General features: G+C 48.3%; 15 protein-coding genes. 10 read left to right on the top strand and 5 right to left on the bottom strand.

The genetic code is table 11. From position 1 onward, the window contains the following. Positions 1–9 precede the first annotated feature (9 nt). Both hisG and SPB21_RS21390 read left to right on the top strand, forming a co-directional pair. Complete coding sequence (gene hisG, locus SPB21_RS21395; RefSeq protein ID WP_499867663.1) at positions 10–654, top strand: ATP phosphoribosyltransferase; 645 nt, start codon at positions 10–12, stop codon at positions 652–654. A gap of 73 nt (positions 655–727) precedes the next feature. Beyond that, positions 728–2551, top strand: coding sequence for an ABC transporter ATP-binding protein (locus tag SPB21_RS21390; protein ID WP_163699846.1), 1824 nt, complete (start codon positions 728–730; stop codon positions 2549–2551). Between the two features lie 88 nt (positions 2552–2639). Here SPB21_RS21390 and SPB21_RS21385 read toward each other — a convergent pair whose 3' ends face one another. Beyond that, positions 2640–3860: a pre-peptidase C-terminal domain-containing protein gene (locus SPB21_RS21385; RefSeq protein ID WP_499867662.1), complete on the bottom strand. Its 1221-nt coding sequence runs from the start codon at positions 3858–3860 to the stop codon at positions 2640–2642. 99 nt (positions 3861–3959) lie between these two features. On the opposite strand from SPB21_RS21385, the gene SPB21_RS21380 reads away from it, so the two are divergent. The 4 genes from SPB21_RS21380 to trpD all read left to right on the top strand — a co-directional run bounded on the left by SPB21_RS21380 (position 3960) and on the right by trpD (position 10430). Further along, positions 3960–4508 (top strand): HD domain-containing protein, encoded by a 549-nt coding sequence (locus SPB21_RS21380; RefSeq protein ID WP_499867661.1) that lies wholly within the window; start codon positions 3960–3962, stop codon positions 4506–4508. Between the two features lie 93 nt (positions 4509–4601). Next, positions 4602–5546, top strand: a complete 945-nt coding sequence (locus tag SPB21_RS21375) for an ankyrin repeat domain-containing protein (RefSeq protein WP_499867660.1) — start codon at positions 4602–4604, stop codon at positions 5544–5546. A 562-nt stretch (positions 5547–6108) separates the two neighbouring features. Then, on the top strand, positions 6109–9102 hold the full coding sequence (pruA, locus tag SPB21_RS21370) for an L-glutamate gamma-semialdehyde dehydrogenase (protein ID WP_499867659.1): 2994 nt from the start codon (positions 6109–6111) through the stop codon (positions 9100–9102). A 275-nt stretch (positions 9103–9377) separates the two neighbouring features. Beyond that, positions 9378–10430 carry an anthranilate phosphoribosyltransferase gene (gene trpD, locus SPB21_RS21365; protein ID WP_499867658.1) on the top strand — a complete coding sequence of 351 codons (1053 nt, stop codon included), beginning with the start codon at positions 9378–9380 and terminating at the stop codon, positions 10428–10430. 75 nt (positions 10431–10505) lie between these two features. Here trpD and SPB21_RS21360 read toward each other — a convergent pair whose 3' ends face one another. Continuing rightward, entirely contained in the window at positions 10506–11861 is a 1356-nt protein-coding gene (locus tag SPB21_RS21360; protein WP_499867657.1) for an MFS transporter, read from the bottom strand. A 471-nt stretch (positions 11862–12332) separates the two neighbouring features. Here SPB21_RS21360 and SPB21_RS21355 point away from each other — a divergent pair, with 471 nt between their 5' ends. The 4 genes from SPB21_RS21355 to SPB21_RS21340 all read left to right on the top strand — a co-directional run bounded on the left by SPB21_RS21355 (position 12333) and on the right by SPB21_RS21340 (position 17083). Continuing rightward, the gene (locus tag SPB21_RS21355; protein WP_006516462.1) at positions 12333–12827 is read left to right on the top strand and encodes a CBS domain-containing protein; all 495 of its coding nucleotides are present in this window, start codon (positions 12333–12335) and stop codon (positions 12825–12827) included. Between the two features lie 35 nt (positions 12828–12862). Beyond that, complete coding sequence (gene nblB, locus SPB21_RS21350; RefSeq protein WP_163662873.1) at positions 12863–13534, top strand: phycobilisome degradation protein NblB; 672 nt, start codon at positions 12863–12865, stop codon at positions 13532–13534. An 858-nt stretch (positions 13535–14392) separates the two neighbouring features. Next, positions 14393–14872 (top strand): ATP-binding protein, encoded by a 480-nt coding sequence (locus SPB21_RS21345; protein ID WP_250564886.1) that lies wholly within the window; start codon positions 14393–14395, stop codon positions 14870–14872. Between the two features lie 90 nt (positions 14873–14962). After that, on the top strand, positions 14963–17083 hold the full coding sequence (locus SPB21_RS21340; RefSeq protein WP_499867656.1) for a DNA polymerase III subunit gamma/tau: 2121 nt from the start codon (positions 14963–14965) through the stop codon (positions 17081–17083). Positions 17084–17091: 8 nt separating this feature from the next. Here SPB21_RS21340 and SPB21_RS21335 read toward each other — a convergent pair whose 3' ends face one another. From SPB21_RS21335 to SPB21_RS21325, 3 genes are all read right to left on the bottom strand, one after another. Next, complete coding sequence (locus SPB21_RS21335) at positions 17092–17943, bottom strand: M56 family metallopeptidase (protein WP_163662865.1); 852 nt, start codon at positions 17941–17943, stop codon at positions 17092–17094. A 2-nt stretch (positions 17944–17945) separates the two neighbouring features. After that, positions 17946–18383 (bottom strand): BlaI/MecI/CopY family transcriptional regulator, encoded by a 438-nt coding sequence (locus tag SPB21_RS21330; protein ID WP_006516457.1) that lies wholly within the window; start codon positions 18381–18383, stop codon positions 17946–17948. A 273-nt stretch (positions 18384–18656) separates the two neighbouring features. Further along, positions 18657–19418 (bottom strand): HAD-IA family hydrolase, encoded by a 762-nt coding sequence (locus SPB21_RS21325; RefSeq protein ID WP_163662860.1) that lies wholly within the window; start codon positions 19416–19418, stop codon positions 18657–18659. Positions 19419–19501 lie beyond the last annotated feature (83 nt).

Genomic DNA, 19501 nt, shown 5'->3' with positions numbered 1-19501 from the left:
AGCGCCCCCATGATTACCGTTGCACTACCGAAGGGCTCATTGCTCAAAGACACTATCCGGATGCTGCAAGGGGCCGGGTTAGACTTCAGTGGATTTTTAGACAGCAGCAACCGCCAGTTACAAATTCTTGAAAGCAGCGGTCGCGCCAAAGGCCTATTGGTAAGAGCTCAGGATGTCCCAGTCTATGTCGAATACGGTCAGGCTCAGCTCGGTATCGTTGGCTATGACGTGCTCTACGAAAAAGAGCCCAATGTAGCTCAGCTCGCTGATTTAGGCTTTGGCGGCTGTCGTTTTTCTGTGGCGGTTAAGCAAGATGGTCCCTATCGTTCTGCCCTGGACCTGCCCCCCCACTGCCGCGTTGCCTCCAAATTTGTCAATAGCGCCCGTCGCTACTTCCAAAGCATTGACTTGCCCGTTGAAATTATCCCTCTGTATGGTTCCGTAGAATTAGGCCCCATCACCGGCATGTCCGAAGCAATTGTGGACTTGGTTTCCACAGGACGTACGCTAAAAGAGAACAACCTGATGGAGTTGGAAGTGCTGTTTGAAAGCACGGCTCGGTTGGTGGCCCATCCTTTGAGCTATCGTCTGAATGTGGATAATTTGAGCGAGTATGTTGATTTGATTCGACAGCAATTGACGGTGGTGGCTTAAGTGCTGCTGTTTTTTGACCGTTGTTTGTAGGGGCGCACCGATGTGTGCCCTTCTTCCCTTCTTTCTCACCCCAATGGTTTCTCCTTCCGTCACAACTCCCCGCAAGGGTTCAACTTACGATTGGCAGCTTTTCCAGCGCCTTCTCCCCTATATTCTTCGGGAGAAAAGGCACCTGGTGTTACCCCTGCTTTTACTGGTTCCACTGGCCTTTGCCCAGGCATTTCAGCCAGTACTAATTGGTCAAGCGATTTCGCTCGTTGGCCAAGAATCTGGAGCCTGGAGCTTTTTAACAGAGCGGTCTCTGCAAGAAGGGTTAAATATCCTGATTGTGCTGTTGCTGTTATGCATAGGCACCCGACTAGCCCTGGATGGCTGGCAGAGTTTTTTGGTGCAAAAGGTGGGGCAGGACATCACCCGCAATATTCGTAATGACATGTTTCACCATGTCATGGCCCTATCGATGCGATTTTTTGATCGCACGCCTGTGGGTCGGCTGATCACCCGTTTGACTAGCGATGTCAATGCCTTGGGAGATGTGTTTTCCACCGGGGCAATCGGCATCTTTAGCGACATGTTTTCGATCGTGGTGTCGGTGGTGCTCATGTTGCTGATCGACTGGCGCTTGGGCTTGATGCTGATGTTGTTGCTGGTGCCTGTGACAGCCATTATTATTTATTTTCAGCAACAGTATCGCAAAGCCAATTATCAGGCCCGTGAGGAGCTGTCGGCACTGAATTCAAATTTACAGGAGAATATTGCCGGCATTGAAGTAGTTCAGCTATTCCGGCGTGAGAGTTTTAATGCCAATCTGTTTCGAACTACCAATGAACGTTACATGCTGGCGGTGGATCGCACCATCTTTTACGATTCGGCGGTATCAGCCACATTGGAATGGATCGCGTTGGTTGCGATCGCCAGTGTTCTTGGTTTTGGTGGCTGGCTAGTGCTGGGCGAGAACATGGAAATCGGCACCCTAACCACGTTTATCCTGTTTGCTCAGCGGTTATTCGAACCACTGCGCCAGTTTGCCGATAAATTCACCGCCATTCAAGCTGGATTTACTGCGGTTGAGCGTTTGAACGATTTGTTAGATGAACCGATCGACATTAAAGATAGTGATGATCCGGCAGTGTTGCCCGAACCCACTGACGAGAACGATAATGTCTTACCAGGTGAGATTCGCTTTAACCATGTGAACTTTGGTTATAAAGCCGATGAATATGTTTTACGTGATTTAGATTTCACCATTCGCCCCGGTGAGAAAGTGGCATTAGTCGGGCCAACAGGAGCCGGAAAAAGTTCAATTATTCGCTTGCTTTGTCGCCTGTATGAAGTCAACGATGGCCAAATTTTGCTCGATGGCGTTGATATTCGTGACCTGGCCCAGAGCGATTTGCGCCAGCGCATGGCCATCATTTTGCAAGATGGATTTATCTTCTCTGGAGACGTAAGTAGCAATATCACCTTGGGTGAAGAATACACCCCGGCGCAGATTCGCCATGCCGCCGAATCCACCAATGTGGCCAGCTTTATCGAACAGTTACCCCAAGGCTATGACACCCTGTTACGAGAGCGAGGCACTAATCTTTCCGGTGGTGAAAAACAGCTATTAGCCTTTGCCCGTGCAGCGATCCGGAACCCTGGCATTCTGGTGTTGGATGAGGCAACCGCAAACCTGGATGTGGGCACAGAGGCGAAGATTCAGTCGGCCTTAAATACGCTATTGGAGAACCGAACAGCAATTATTATTGCCCACCGCCTATCGACAATTCGCAATGTGGATCGCATTTTAGTGTTGAAACAAGGACATCTGGCAGAACAGGGTAGCCACGATGAACTATTAGCCGCAGATGGTCTCTATGCAAGTTTGTATAAGTTACAAATGTTGGGCCAATAAGTGCCCTGGTATTGCAAGGCATCCATCTCCCTTGCCCAGTTTACTCCTCGCAACTGTCGACGATTGCCGTTAGCGAATACTTTCCAGTTTACTCCTCGCAACTGTCGACGACTGCCGTTAGCGAATACTCTCCACCCCAATAACCATAGGTGCCGATATACCAAAGGCCACTGCTCAATGCTGGCCGAGTTTGACTGTTCACGGTAATCGTTTCGTCGCTACCATTTAACCAGGGACGAAAGTCATATCTACCCAGGGTGGGTTTGTCGTCTTTCCTCACATACAGGTCCACATCACCCGCTGCTGCTTCAGTGCCGAGCATTTGCAACTCCAGTTGAGCGGTCCCATCAGGTACATCAATATAATAATGTTGCCATTCGTCGTTGCTAACTCTGCCTGTGATTGGTTGGCAGCTCATCAGTGGAGGTGCAATACCGGTCTCTTCAGCAATCAAAAAGTCTCTAATAACAGCCATATGTTGCATGTTGCGAGCACCGCTGTCGTTGCGACGAACAGGTGCGACATCTGATAGGGGAGAATAAACACGGCTGTCAAAAACTAGGCCATTAGAAAATGTATTCTCTCCAATGGTGACGGGCACTTCATATTCTTGCAAATCAACATCGGCAAAAACCCAATCATAGGGACGACGACGGCTTGAATTAGTATCGCCATCCCCATTTTGATCCACGGGATAGGGAGGGCGAGTATTGACCACCGTTCCTAGAGTTCGCAATGCGGTTTCTGTGATATTACGAGTATTTAGATCTCCACCAATGACCAATAAGTCTTCGTTAGGCACATTATCTTCAACAAACTCGATTAAAGCATTGGCTTGAATATTACGTGTATTTGCACTGCGAGTGAGAAAGTGAACACTGATGGCCCATAGATCTTGGTCCCCCGGCAGATCAATTTTGGCCCAGGCAAAGTCACGGTTGCTGACGGCGGGGTCATCCCATTCCCCCGAGTCAAGGATGGGATAGCGGCTGATGACACCGTTGGGGATTTGGGCATCGTCTTCTCTGTAATAAGAGAACTCGTCTCCAAAGGTGCTTTTAACCCAGGCTGTAATGTCGCTATCAGAGTTATTGCCAATGTTAAATTCTTGGATTAAAACAATGTCGGGTGTTAATCCTTGAAAGATGCGAGTACCTTCGCCTGGATCGTACGATTGGCGATTGCCACTGCTCGTGTTGGCAGCCATAATGCGCAGGGTGGTTTGGGAGACCGCTGGTTTTGCCATCAGCATAGCCAGGACCAGGGCGAGTAATGATACAGGAGATACACGCTGAGTTATGGGGGGCACTATGGTAGTTTCCTCAATGGAGAATACTTGTGTTGTAACTAGTCTGTAGGTAGTGTGCCCCGAACCTATCAACTTTATTTGCATTGTGGGTGTTTCGTAATGACCCTATGGACTCCGGATATGTATACCAAGGCGTGGAATTTTGCGGCGGATGCCCATAGGAGGCAGCGGGTGCCGGGAACGGAACGACCGTACATTAACCATTTGGGAAATGTGGCCATGGAGGTGATGCGGGCCATTGCGGCGACACCGACGGTGCAGCAGCCGGATTTAGCGGTGCAGTGTGCACTGTTACACGACACGATTGAGGATACGGCGGTGACCCATGAGGTGCTTGTGTCCGAGTTTGGGCCAGAGGTGGCGGCTGGGGTGTTGGCCTTGAGTAAGGATGTTGCGCTGCCGAAGGAGGCGCAGATGGCAGATAGTTTGCAGCGGATTCGGCAGCAACCTGAGGCGGTATGGATGGTGAAACTGGCGGATCGCATTAGTAATTTGCAGAAACCGCCGAAGCATTGGGGAGTGGAAAAGATTCGGCAGTATGGAGTTGAGGCAGAGATGATTTTGGAGGCGTTGGGGGAGGCGAATGCGTGGTTGGCGCAACGGTTGGCAGAGAAGATTGTTGCCTATGGGGTGTATGGTGCGATGTGAAGGAAAATGCTACCCGTGGGTGCTAAGTTTATAACCAGGCTTGTATAAGCTGTTGCTTAGCTGTAGTTCTAAATTGATTTTAGGCTTCATGATATGCCAGTATCTCAAGCTACTAGAAGACGGATTGTCTTTCTGGTCTTCATTGCCCTAGTCCTCGGATTTTATCGGTTTCGCTGGGGAATACTTGGCCTCGTCAATATTGGGCCACTCTCCCAGGCGTGTGAAAACATAGAAGTGCTCAATACCTATTTGAGCACTGGTGGAAGTCCCTCAGCTTATCTAGGTCGTACACCGTTAATTATGTGTGCGACAGAAAAGGAAAACTATGAAGTCGTGTCTAAGCTGATTGACTTAGGCGTTAATGTCGATGCTGGCAAAAAACGTCCATATGTACCGATTATTATGGATTCGAGTACTGGAACAACAGCCTTGGATGTGTCAGTCAGAGCGGGAAATTTTGAAATCACAAAGTTGTTGTTTGAGAATGGAGCAAATGTGAACTGGGCAGACAATGTATCTGCTTCACCTCTCAATCTTACAATCGTATACAATCGACCCGAGTTTTTAACATTGTTTTTGGAGAATGAAAATACTATCTATGAGTTTGATGGAAGTCGAATTGTTGGCGCAGCCCTTGACGGAGATCTGGCGATATTCAGGGTTCTATTTGAAAAAGGCGTTCATCTGGAAAGGATCTATGAGTCTGCATTAGCAGGTGCGGCATCTAAAAATCATATACAACTCGTCAACTTTCTATATGAGCAAGGCATTTCTGTTGATGCAAAAAATAGTCGAACAGGACAAACTGCACTTCACCTCCCTGCTAAATTAAATCACGTCAAGATGGTTGAGTTCCTGATCGATGTTAAAGCCGATATTAATGTCAGAGATAATAGAGGAAATACACCACTGCATTATGCAGCTATGTCAAATCATGATGAGGTTGCAAAAATATTAGTTGACAATGGTGCAGACACAAATCTTGAAAACAAAAAGGGCAAAACGCCTCTTGAAGTCTCAATCGAGAATGATAGTTGAGCCTGCGAAACCCAACACCCCGCCAATTGTTCTCGCGATCGTTAACCGATGAATTGAGATTGCATGTATCTCAACCATTGGCAAATTACCGACACACAGAAATTGCAAATTTTATATATTCCCTCCAAATCACGCATATCGCCGAGACCCGTAGGTTGGCGTTGAGCCTGCGAAACCCAACACCCCGCCAATTGTCCTCGCGATCGCAATTTACCAATGAATAATTGCGATCGAATAAATGTACACCATTCATTCCTAAAGGTTGGCATTGGGAGATTGCGGCAAGTCGGGTTTCATAAATTCAACCCGACCTACTGTTTGAAATCTTCGTTACGTCATCACAATAACTATTTCTAGGCTGAGCTAGCCAGGACAGCAGTTGCACTCATCTGTTTTTCCTGAACTAGAGCTGATGACGGATGATATTTTCCAGGCGGCTGAACTGTAGAGGTTACTGTAAACAAAACTATCCGTTTGCAACAAAGATGCAGAAATTACAAACAAAACTTTAGCTAGTGAACACAATGGGAAGTAGGCACTCGCACAATCGGAGGTCAACCCCATGGTCGTCCAAGATACACCCACCACACCCACCGCTGCGCCTGCCTACGAAACTACCACCCAAACCATTGCCAAAGAGCTGCTGGCTAAAACCCAAGAGCGCCAGGGTTGGCTCGGACAAATTCGCGATCGCATCCAACTCCACGACCAGCTACTCGGCTTCGCCATGGCCAATCCTGGCCTGCGCGTTCAATTATTTCGCCTGATCGACTGTCTCCCGGCCCTCTCCGATAAAACCGAAATCGCCCGTCATATGGATGATTATCTAGGGCAAGACATCGTTGAGCTACCCGCCCCCCTCAAAGCGCTGCTCAACTTTACCCAACCCGATTCAGTGCCTGGTCATCTGGCGGCCACCACCTTCTCCACAACAGTCGCCACACTGGCCAAAAAATATATTGCAGGCGAAACGATCGACCAAGTTTTTAAGAGTTTAAAGCACCTTAAAAAACAAAATCTCACCTTTACCCTCGATCTATTGGGTGAAGCTGTTATTACTGAAACAGAAGCCGAAGATTATCTCAATCGTTATTTGTTGTTAATGGAACAATTGGCTACACGCTTTCCTACTCAGCCGGTGTCCCCTGAGCGAAGTCGAAGGGAACGCCTACCCAACGCTCAAGTTTCAGTCAAGCTAACGGCCTTTTATTCCCAATTTGATCCTCTAGACCCCATCGGCACCCAAACTAAGGTTAGCGAACGTGTCCGCAAATTGTTGCGGAAAGCTGGGGAGTTAGGTATCGCTGTCCATTTTGACATGGAACAATATGTCTACAAAGATCTTACCCTGGCAATTCTGAAAGATGTGTTGATGGAAGATGAATTTCGTCAGCGTAGCGATATTGGAATGACCCAACAGGCTTATTTAAGAGACAGTTATCAAGACTTGAAAGAGATTCTTCAGTGGGTGGCTGAGCGCGGTACTCCCCTCACCGTCAGGCTGGTTAAAGGTGCCTATTGGGACCAGGAGATGATCAAGGCTATCCAGCATGGCTGGGCACCGCCGGTTTATCGTCATAAAGTTTCGACCGATGCCAATTTTGAACGGATGACTCAGCTACTGTTGGAAAATCATCAGGTAGTGTACGCCGCGATTGGTAGCCATAATGTGCGATCGCAAGCCCATGCCATGGCCATTGCCGATGCCCTGCAAATTCCCAAACGCCGCATTGAGCTGCAAGTTCTTTATGGCATGGCCGATAAACTCGCTGTTGCTCTAGCCAAGCGCGACTATCGTGTCCGTGTCTATTGCCCCTACGGTAAACTCATCCCTGGCATGGCCTACCTGATTCGTCGCCTGCTGGAGAACACCGCCAATACCTCATTCCTGCGGCAAAGGTTAGACGCAACACCGACAGAAGATCTCCTGGCTAAACCCACCTTTGCCGAAGTCGATGTGCAACCTGCTGACCCTATCCCTGTGGAACAATTTGCCAATGCTCCCGATACTGACTATGCGCAGCGATTGGCCAGACAAACGGCCCAGCAGGCACTAACTCAGGTTCGTAATCAGTTGGGCCAAACCCATTGGTCTTGGGTGAATGGGCAATACCTACCAACGGAAACCCTGGTGCCGTCGGTGAACCCTTCGAATCCTGTCGAGATTGTGGGTCAGATTGGCTTGCTGGATACGAACCAGGCGGATATGGCTGTTGCCGCTGCTAAGGCTGCCGTTGCCAGCTGGCGACATACCCCAACTTCAGAACGAATCGCCTGTCTGCATCGTGCAGGTGAATCGATGGCAGCTCGCCGTGCAGAATTGGTTGCCTGGATTGTTTTAGAGGTCGGTAAACCGTTGCGAGAGGCGGATGCGGAAGTGTCAGAAGCGATCGATTTCTGTCATTATTATGCTGATGAGATGGAGCGGCTGGAGCAGGGAAAAGCAGCTGATCTGCCTGGGGAGACAAATCGATATCGCTATTTCCCAAGGGGGATTGCGCTGGTAATTTCGCCGTGGAATTTTCCGCTTGCGATCGCAACTGGCATGACCGTTGCTGCCCTTGTCACTGGCAATTGCACCTTGCTCAAACCTGCTGAAAATTCCGCGATTATTGCTGCTAAACTGGCTGAGATTTTAATTGCAGCCGGTTTCCCTCCAGGTGTTTTCCAACTGTTATTTGCTAAAGGTTCGACCGTAGGGGCCCATCTCGTTCAACATCCCGACATTCACCTGATTGCATTTACGGGGTCCAGGGAGGTGGGTTGTCGTATTTATGCAGATGCTGCTCAGCTAAGGCCTGGCCAGTATCACCTCAAACGAGTCATTGCTGAAATGGGGGGCAAAAACGCCATTATTGTCGATTCTAGTGCCGACCTGGATCAAGCGGTGCAAGGTGTGGTGCAGTCTGCTTTTGGCTACAGTGGTCAAAAATGTTCTGCTTGCTCACGGGTGATTGTTTTAGAGACTATCTATGAGACATTTGTTCAGCGTCTGGTTGAGGCTACTCGTTCTCTTAATGTAGGAGCAGCAGATTATCCTGATACTAAGGTGGGTCCGGTGATTGATGCCGTATCCCAACAACGAATTCAGAAATTTATTGAGATTGGTAGAAAAGAGGGTAGTTTGGCTCTCTCAATCGAACCTCCCGATTTTGGTTACTTTATTGGTCCTACTATTTTTATCAATGTTTCTCCCGATGCGCAGATTGCTCAACAAGAAATCTTTGGCCCTGTCGTTGCTGTTATCTCGGCGAAAACGTTTGAAGAAGGGTTGACTATTGCTAACAATACTGACTACGCCCTCACGGGGGGGCTCTATTCTCGTACCCCTGCCCATATAGAACAAGCTCAAACTACTTTTGATGTTGGTAATCTCTATATTAATCGAGGGATTACGGGTGCCATTGTTGCTCGCCAGCCTTTTGGTGGTTTTAAGCTCTCTGGTGTTGGGTCAAAAGCTGGTGGTGCTGATTATCTTCTTCAATTTATGGAGCCTCGCGTAGTGACAGAAAATGTCCAACGTCAAGGCTTTGCTCCGATTGATGGGTTTGATTAGTGTTCTTTGCGGGTGAAAAAATATAAAACAAGTACCCCTATACAGAGTGGTTCAATCACAATAGTCTTCTAACTTAATGACATAGCAACTCTGTGCCCTTCCAAAAAATCAATAAATCGAGGTGCCCAATAGATAGTTTCTCTTAATTCAGAATACTCATGTCCGCTACATAGACACTATGGATGCAGCAACCATCAATCCCTTGTTAAGAAACAGGTCGCTTACCCCGCTTCTGTAGTAGCGTTATTGACTGAAGTCTTAAACGCCCTACCGCAATGACAACTAACTGGTCCAGCCTGTTACAGCAGCTCATTGATAAGCACTCCCTCTCAGTCGATCAAGCTGAATCACTGATGCAAGGATGGTTGACGGAATCGATTGATCCGATCATGTCCGGAGCGATTCTGGCGGCCTTACAATCCAAGGGCTTCTCAGCCAATGAACTAGCGGGCATGGCCCATGTCTTACAAGGGCAGTCCCTGGGTGGTATGGAGGCCGATGATTCGTTGCCCACACCCCGCATCGATACTTGTGGCACTGGTGGAGATGGTGCCTCTACATTTAATATTTCCACCGCCGTGACGTTTGTGGCCGCTGCTGCCGGTATCCCAGTGGTAAAGCATGGTAATCGCTCAGCATCTAGCAAGGTGGGCTCGGCTGATGTGCTGGAAGGTTTAGGTGTAGACCTTAGTACATCCCCTGAAAAAGCTAAAGCAGCGGTTAAGGAAGTGGGGGTGACATTCCTGTTTGCCCGTGGTTGGCACCCAGCAATGAAGGCCGTTGCGCCCCTTCGCGGTACGTTAAAAATTCGCACGGTTTTTAACTTGCTGGGGCCATTGGTTAACCCTTTGCGGCCTACGGGACAGGTCATTGGTGTATTCGACCCAGCGGTCATTTCTACCATGGCCGAAGCGTTGAACCAGTTAGGTATGGGGCAAGCCATGGTGCTCCATGGTCGCGAGGGTTTGGATGAAGCTGGATTGGGGGATGCAACGGATGTGGCTGTCTTAGCCAATGGTCAGGTGACTCCTCAGGTGATCGATCCAAAACGTTTGGGGTTAGCCCATGCTGATATTGCTGCTCTGCGGGGTGGCGAGCTAGAAGAAAATATGACCATCCTGCGTAATGTACTTCAGGGGAAAGGCACCCAGGCTCAGCAGGAAGCTGTGGCCCTAAATGCCTCTCTGGCTTTGCAAGTGGGGGAGGTGGTTACAGGCGATACCTTTGAAGCTGCCTGCGCTCAAGGTGTTATCAAAGCAAAAGAGATTATTGCCAGCGGTGCAGCTTGGGACAAGTTAGAGCAACTAGTCGCTTTCTTGAAAAATTAAAAACAACAACGTGAGAATAATTACCCATAAATCTTAGGGTGGGCTATGCCCACCCTAAGATTTATGCCATGGAACTTATGGCATAAGGTTTTCCTGCTGATGGGGAATCCATTGCGCCAAAATGGCTGCAATGGCCATTGAGAAACCGCCAAGGACGACAATACTAATCCGATCGCAACCGAAACAGGTCATCACCCAACCCAGCCCTAAAGAGGCAACAATCTCGGGGAGCACAATAAAGCAGTTGAAAATGCCCATGTAGAGGCAATTTTTTTCCGGTGGAATGGATTTAGTTAGTAGCGCATAGGGTAGTGAATGCATGCTGGCGATGGCAATGCCTACGCCAATCATCGGCAATAATAAGAATTCTGGCTGATGAATCCAGTTAATGGAGATTAATCCAATAGCACCACACAGCAGACTAAGACTGTGGGTGTGGCGTTCTCCTAACCTCGCAACAACACTATAAATACCTAGAGCGGCAACACAACACACCAGATTGTCGACTGCTAAACAAATGCCTGACCATTCAACACTTTTGGCATAAAGTGGTGTACCTGGCACAGCACCAAAAATATGATGGGCGATGGCTGGGGGCAAATAAAGGAACATGCAAAATACCCCTAGCCAGCTAAAGCATTGCACCCAAGCCAGATGTCGCATTGTGGGCGGCATGGTTGCGATCGCATCCCAAATTTGTTTGACCATACCGTCTTCAGAAGCCGAGGATGGCTTAATATCGTTTGCCTCTGGTGTTGTAAGTACAGTCCACACCACGGTCCCCAAAAACACCGCTGCCCCTAAATAAAAGGACAACTTAATCGACAGCGGAATATGGCCTGCCATGACGGCAGTATCTAACTCACTGAAGGGGTCGTTATTCAGGTGGGCTATCAACCACGGCATGGCTGATGCCAGTACTGCCCCAAGGCCACAGAGCAGACTTTGTACAATAAACCCCTGGGTTTGCTGCTCTGTGGGCACCAAGTCCGCCACAAATGAGCGAAATGGGGTCATGCTGACGTTAGCGGATGCATCTAGCAGCCAAAGCAGCCCTGCCGCTATCCATAGGCTCGATGCATTGGGCAGCAGAATCAGCGCGATCGAACTTAGGAGAGCGCCCCCTAAAAAGTAGGGTCGCCGTCGCCCGAGCGGTGTATGGGTGCGATCGCTCCAATAGCCAATCACAGGCTGTATCAACAGACCACTCATGGGCGCAGCCAGCCACAGTAGGGGGAGCTGATGAGGGGTTGCGCCCAGGGATTCAAAAATGGCGCTACCGTTGGCCATTTGCAAGCCCCAGCCAAACTGGATGCCAAGGAAGCCAAAGCTCATATTCCATAAAGCACCCAACTTGTATGGTTGATGCAACGTGGGGGAGTCTTCTGGGGAAAGAGATGCTTGAGAAACGATTTGGGTAACTTCTACCATGGCATTGCCATGGACTTAGCGGCAGATTTAATTGTGTGGTTAAACATAAACAACGTAAATTGCCACAGCCAATCAGCAAGCCATAGCGTTAGGGCAGGTTATGGACGATGTTGACAATTTTTAAGGAACAATTTTGTTTTGCTTGTACACACAATGCTGAACAAACAATGTCCAGGGGCACCAACTTAAGGCAGAACGTTCTCCCAAAGAGAGTAGTCAGGGGTCAGAAGTCAGTGCAGTACTGGATTCTGACCCCTAACTACTCTTCTAGCCAACATTTCTCAGCATAAGTTGATATCCATTCACAGAAAAATCTTTACCATAAATTGTCAATATCTATTCTAATTAAAGCCTGATTAATTATTTTGTTGCGAATATATATCTCTATGTAACGTCCTTTGAATCAGTCGTGCTTTCCCCGGAAACCGTTTCTACAATGGAATATATAAGTAGTCTTTGATATAGTGCTCTATGGCCAGCAAGACAGTCTTGACGACAACGGCAACTAAGACCGTTGGTGAGATGATGACAGCGCCTCCTTTGACGGCTACACCAGAGATGTCCCTCAAGGATGCAATTCAGCTGCTGGCTACCCATCGGATTAGTGGCTTGCCTGTGGTTGATGCTACTGGAGAAGCTGTTGGGGAGATTTCTGAAACTGATTTGATGTGGCAGGTGAGTGGTGCGTCGTTGCCCGCCTATGTCATGTTGCTGGATAGCATTGTGTATCTGACTAATCCCGCTCGCTACAGTCAAGAATTGCATAAGGCTTTAGGGCAGACTGTTGCTGATGTGATGTCTCGTAAGGTGACCGTGGTGCAGGCTGATGACGACTTGCAGCGGGCTGCTCAGCTCATGCATGACAAACAAATTCGTCGATTAGTGGTTGTTGATGATGACAGACACGTTATTGGCATTCTGACCCGTGGTGACATTGTGCGTGAACTGGCTCAGCAATACACCTAAAATGCATGTACGTATTTCACATGCATTTTTAACCTATGGGCATCTCGCCAGATCAAATAAAACAACAGCTAGCATCTGAAGATTTAGGTCAGCGGTTGCGAGCGGTCAATTTACTGCGGAATATTGATCCGGCAGTTGCGTTTGAGCTCATTCAAGCTGTCGTGAGTGACAGCAGCTCACGGGTCCGCTATGCCGCCATCAGTCAATTTTCTTCCTTAGGGAGCCAAGATAGAGACACTGCGCTTACGATATTACGAGGAGCACTATTCCACGATCCAGAAGCGGATGTGCAAGCAGCAGCGGCAGATGCTCTTGGGGCCTTACATTTGGTGGAAGCCTATGATGATTTGGCGACCGCCTACAACAATACATCGGAATGGATTGTGCAAATGAGCATTGTTGCTTGTTTGGGAGAACTGGGTGTGGCTCGTGCTTTTGACCTGTTACAGCAGGCACTGAAGTCAGAAACCAATTTGATTGCGTTGACTGCTATTGGGGCCCTTGGTGAGCTCAAAGACCCTCGTGCAGTGCCGCTGCTGTTAGATTTTGTAGGCAGTGATGATTGGCAAGTTCGCCATCGTGTTGCCCAAGCACTCAGTCATTTTTTAGATAGCCCTCAAGCCGAGACTGTGCGTCCTGCGATGATGAGCCTAGCTGAAGACAGCTCGGAAATCGTTGCTGAGGCTGCTAAATATTATTTGCCATAAGCCGAGACTGTGCGTCCTACGATGATAAGCCTAGCTGAAGATAGCTCGGAAATCGTTGCGACTGCTAACTATTATTTTCCTTAGTTTTTGAGCGACTGACGCATCGTTGTGAGTCGCTTTAAGCCGTATCCATATATTTAAAAACTAGTAAATTTTTATTGGTGCACCTTCAAGAAGAAATTAAGTAAAATTGAAAAATATCAACCGTATTTGTTCGGACTATAAAACGGGTTGTTAAATGTTACGAACAGATGCCTGGTTGAAATTACTTAGTATTAATTTGATGTGCTCCGGTTGCGACATAATTTAGCTTGAATTTCTGATGGTTAGCCCTTAATCAGAGATTAACCAGAAACTTTTTGAGACTGAGCTTTTGGGCTATAGATAACGTCCTATTGTTTATGGCATACCCCATCGTTCTTTCGCATGTTGCCAATCTTAGCTTATGGGTTAATCGCTTGCCTGGTATGCATCTTAGAACTTGAAAAGAGTAACTACAGCAAGCTAATACATATCGTTTATGTCGAAAAAAATGATTCAGTTCTAAAGGCTGAATCTAAAGCGGAAGTGAAATAAAAAATATTTTTATCTAAGCCTTAGAAAACATGAAAGTAGCAATTGGTTCGATAGTTTTTTCTGTTTTTCGGTTTGAGTTATTGCATATCTGATATATTAGATGTGTGCAAGAAGGCTTATTAATTCCCTGTAGTACGGATTGCTTACATCCATTTAAAAACTGTTTTTACTTTCGTATAGATAGTTCAAGTTTAATTTTTAAGGCTAAAGTTTGTGTTGATTTTAGGGCTGCCAGCAATATAGGCAGACTTGGTGTTGGGGATTGATTGCATGGTTAGTGCGATGACATTATCCAATGGAGTTAAGTGGGACAAACTTAGTTTTGCCTCGACTCTATATCTGTATCCAGTCATTGATACGTTATTGGAGCATGCGCCATCACAGATGCGTGATGAGCTACGTTTAGGTTTGCAAGAAGCTTTGGTCAATGCCGCAAAGCATGGCAATAGTCTGGACCCAAGTAAGCATGTTTCTGTTCAATATGCTGAGGTCCAGGGCTGTTATTGGTGGATCATCACGGACCAGGGGAATGGGTTTGAAATACCCCATGGCTGTCGTATTTGCCCTGATGACGGTTCAGATGGTGAGAGCCTGGGCGACTGTGGTCGTGGTCTGTTTATCCTGCATCAAATTTTTGATCAGGTTCATTGGTCTCCTAAGGGCAATGAAGTTCACCTTTGTAAGCGTTTACGGCGTCGACCGAACTGGTTGCTCTGGTGGCAAGATTTATGGGGTGCTAAAGGCACCGTTGCCATGGGCTGAATGAGTCTGAAGCTTTTATAATTGGTATGCCTGTTATTTGGTAAGGCATGATCTGTTTGCGTCTTTGCTTGATGTAGGACATTAGTATCTATGGCCTACGAACCGCTGCATCACAAATATCGTCCTCAAACGTTTGCCCAGCTTGTTGGGCAGGGTGCGATCGCAACAACCCTTTCCAATGCCCTTCAGCAAAATCGCATTGCTCCGGCCTATCTTTTTTGTGGCCCTAGGGGAACCGGCAAAACCTCCAGTGCTCGTATTTTAGCCAAGTCACTGAACTGCTTAAGTAGTGAGGTACCTACATCTGCCCCCTGCGGTCAGTGTCAGGTCTGTCGTGAAATTACCGTTGGTGCCTCCCTAGACATTGTTGAAATCGATGCGGCTAGTAATACGGGTGTTGATAATATTCGTGAGCTGATTGAACGAGCCCAGTTTGCCCCAGTGCAGTGTCGTCATAAGTTATATGTGCTGGACGAGGTGCATATGCTGAGTACAGCGGCGTTTAATGCTCTACTTAAAACCTTAGAAGAGCCCCCACCCCACGTTGTATTTGTACTAGCCACCACTGATCCCCAGCGGGTGTTACCCACGATTATTTCCCGCTGTCAACGGTTTGACTTTCGTCGCATTCCCTTAGATGCGATGGTTCAGCACTTAAATTACATTGCTCAGCAAGAGGCGATTGCCATTGCTCCTGATGCTTTGCAACTAGTGGCGCAGCTTTCCCAAGGGGGATTGCGTGATGCCGAAAGTTTGCTCGACCAGCTAGGTCTCCTCGATGGTGAAATTACCATTGAAGCGGTGTGGGATCTGGTGGGAGCCGTTTCTGAACGTGATTTGCTTGCCCTAGTCCAGGCAGTGAGTGCTGACGACGGTGCCCAAGTTCTGATTTTGGCCCGTCAATTAATGGATCGGGGCCGTGAACCTCTGATGGTGTTGCAAAGCCTGGTGGCCTTTTACCGAGATCTTTTGATTGCAAAAACCGCTGGTGAGCGCCGTGATTTAGTGGCAATTACCCCGCCTGTTTGGGCAGAGATGGTGAACTTTGCCCAGGCTTTGCCATTGCCATTGTTGCTGTCGAGTCAACAGCATCTGCGAGCTGCCGAAGTACAAGTCAAAAATACAACTCAGCCCAGGCTTTGGTTAGAAATCACTCTAATGGGCCTATTGCCCTCAGCGTTGGGGCAGGTAAATGTGGCGACACCAGTGGTGACTGCACCAGTGGTGACTCAATCCACGGCTCAACCGCCTATGCCAAAAGCAATCAGTTCACCCCCGCCTGTGGCTGAACCACCCATTGTTGCTCAGAAGCATACACCAGAAGAAAAAGCTACTACAGTAGCCCCAACACCAGTACCTAAACCTCAAAGTGAACCGCAGAAGAATGTGGTTCACTTTGAGCCAGAGCCACAGCCAAAACCTCAGGAGGATAAGGCCGCAAAGGGCGCATCGGTTGTGAATGCTCGGCCTGCTCCTACTGACGCTCATATCCCTCAGCCTACGTCTGCTGTTAACAATTCGGTTGAACAACCTTCTGCGATGGCCGATGCCCCTGCCATGGGCAGTATCAATGATATTTGGGCCAAAATTGTGACTCAACTACAGCCCTTTGGTACAAAGGTTCTGATGCGTCAGCAAGCCAAGTTACTGACCTGTGATGGTGTAGAGGCAACGGTCGGTATTCGGTCTCAGCCGTTGATGCGCATGGCTCAAGATCGATTAAGTAATGTCGAGATTGCGTTTGAAAAAGTTTTCGGCTATAAAATCCGAGTAACGATGGTAGTTGCAGCGGAAGAGCAAGCGGCTGCCCCTGCTGCTGTACCGACATCGCCACCAACTGTGGTGCCATCAGTGTCGCCACCACCGGTTTCGCCACCACCGGTTTCGACGCCATCACCACTCTCTAAGCCAACGCCCCATAGCGCTAGCACCGCTTCTTCTCCTAGACTTGCTGATACGCCTGCGTCGCCACAACCCGCTGTGGCAGCATCTGTTACAGCGACTCCCTCTCCCTCAGCTCCGCCGCCACCCACTTCTACAGCCAGCAACGCGTCTATTGCAGCTAATGAATGGCAAGGAGAAAACGAACTGGACCGCAGTGTCAAAAGCTTTGCTCAATTCTTTAATGGCCAGATTGTTAACCTGGATGATGAGGCGACGGAAGTTCCCTCTACACCATCTGCGGAACCTGGTCCTGATGTCCCGTTTTAGAGGTCAAGCTAGTGGTGGAAGGGAATGGAGCAGAGGGGCAATAAGCCCACCACTAACCCTGAAAGGCAGCCATAGGTGACGAAGGACCATTGGGGTTGAAACCCATAATCATGGTCTGATAACAACGCATCAATCCGTCGACTTAATCGACTGCTAGGAACCGTACAGCTAAAGTTAGCAACTGTTATCGGTGAAAGGGGGGCGGCAATGACCTGTACCAAGGATTCTGCCAAGGTTAAACGATCAACCGAGTGGGTAGCCCAGTCATCGGCTCGAATTTCCCGTAGGAGTAGTAACTCCTGCCAAAGTTCATCCGTGTAAGGCAGCCAACAGGTGATACGTCGCAGCCATCCTAACCAGAAGAACCAAAACGTGTCGCGGTAGTGATAATGCGCTTTTTCATGGGCAATCACTGCCGCTAAATGTTCACTGTCAAGGGTGTCGATGAGTCCCTGGCTAATCACTAACTCCGACGACCAGAGCCCAATTTGTGCACTAAATGCGGTGTCTTCATCCATTAATCGACTGGGAGTACCCTGCACCATTTGCTGAGGATATTGCCGGATGTGGACAATGCTTTTGTGGGCTTGCCATCTCAGGTAAATCAAGATGCCCAGGCTAACGACTAAAAATAACCAGGCGGTTGTGTAACTAATCCAGCCTTCCAAGGGGCTGACTACATGACCGTGGGGACCCATGATAATAATGGCCACCGCAGTGGTTAGTAGCAAGATGGGGGATATCAGTAATAGGGATAAAACCGTTAGCCAGTGCGCATTTTGTAGACAGCGTCCAGTGAGGGCCAACCGGAGTAGGATTGCGGTTGCGATCGCACCCCCCATTAAACTCACATGCATCATGGCTATTTCTCCTGCCCCTGTTGGTTGTTTGAGCGAGCTCGTCGCGCTGCCTGAATACGTTTGGTAATGGCTTCTAGCTGGTCCAAACTATCTTGGTCAAGGGTATCTGCAAAGGCCGCCACAATATCTGGATTACTAGCTGCTAAAAACTGATGTAAACGCTCATGGGATTCCAGAATTTTGGCATTGTTGGCTGAAAGTAGGGGCTCCCAGTGATAAGCCCTGCCCACCCGCCGCTTAGCAATCCAACCCTTTTTTTCGAGGCGACGTAGCACCGTAGCCACCGATGAATAGGTCAAATCCCGGTCAATATCTTCCAGAATTTGGTTATGAATTGCCGTTGCTGATGTCGTTCCCAATTGCCATAGGATATCCAAGATTTCAGTTTCGAGTGGCCCCAACGACAATCGCTTGGGACGGTAGGCCGGAAATTTCGACATCGGCTAACTCTGAAGACACTAGTTTCCCTAACCAGTGTATCGCCCGAAGTCCGATATTCTCATGGCGGGTCTCATATTACTCACACAACTATAAACTGTGACCAAGTGTCACTTGAGATATCCAGAGTTAACTAACAGAATGGAGAAACTTAAATGCGCAGATGTGCAAATCAAGGTTGAATTTAGAGGTGGTACTTGCCACCTCTATTTTATTTTTGTGCGACTTTGATCGCGACTGCTATAAAAAACGAGTCTAGCGATCTGAATCAAGATTTAGTGCATTGTGATCTGACTAAAGTTGGTGGCAAACCCACAGATTATGCCACTGCATTCATCATCAAGGATGTCAGTTTCAGACAAAGTAGGCTGCCAGCCACCTAAATAACCAATAAAACCGCCAGTTGACTGAGCCATGCGTAAATCACTGGTGGAATCCCCAATAACCATTCCCTGCCCAGGTGAGAGTCCGATGCTTTGACACGCGGCGGGCAAAAAATCTGGTGCGCCCTTGGTAGGATGTGGGCTACTGGTACCCTGGAGCTTGTCAAAGTAGGTCTGTAGCTGATAACGATTAACAAAATCCTCAAGATTGCTCTGGGTGTCAGCAGAAACCATGATCACGCTTAGTCCCACGTGCCGTAGCCGCTGTAAAAAATCTAAAACGCCGGGGAGGAGCGGGGTGTAAGCAGCTTTAGGTGAACATTGCTGATCCGCTACTGTCAGACTGTGAATTGCCAGTTCTAATGCCTTTACCCATGGGTATCCTGCCATGGCAGCAGCAGCAGCGGTTCCAATAATAGTTTCTTGGCGACTGCCTACGGCTAATAATCCAGAAGCACTTAAACCCGTAGAGTCTATGCCCAATGCCTTGAGGGTAAGCCCATAGGCCCCTGGTAAACTTTGTTCCATCAGCTTTGCCTGGTTATAGCCCAACTGCTGAAGGTAAGCAGCCACATTGGCCAGGGTACCGTCTTTGTCTAAAAAGACAGCATCGATGTTTGTAAACTGTTTGCCGTTACAAAAGACAGTGACCACGGACTTAACTGTGACGAAATAAACAATAAAAAATGTGGGACGTAACGTCCCACATTTAGCTCAAGCAAGTGTCAGGTTACCTG

Origin of the sequence: Leptothoe sp. ISB3NOV94-8A, assembly GCF_043421595.1 — a bacterium.
Taxonomy (GTDB): Bacteria; Cyanobacteriota; Cyanobacteriia; order Phormidesmidales; family Phormidesmidaceae; genus Leptothoe; species Leptothoe turfae.
This window is presented reverse-complemented; position numbering and strand designations above follow the sequence as displayed.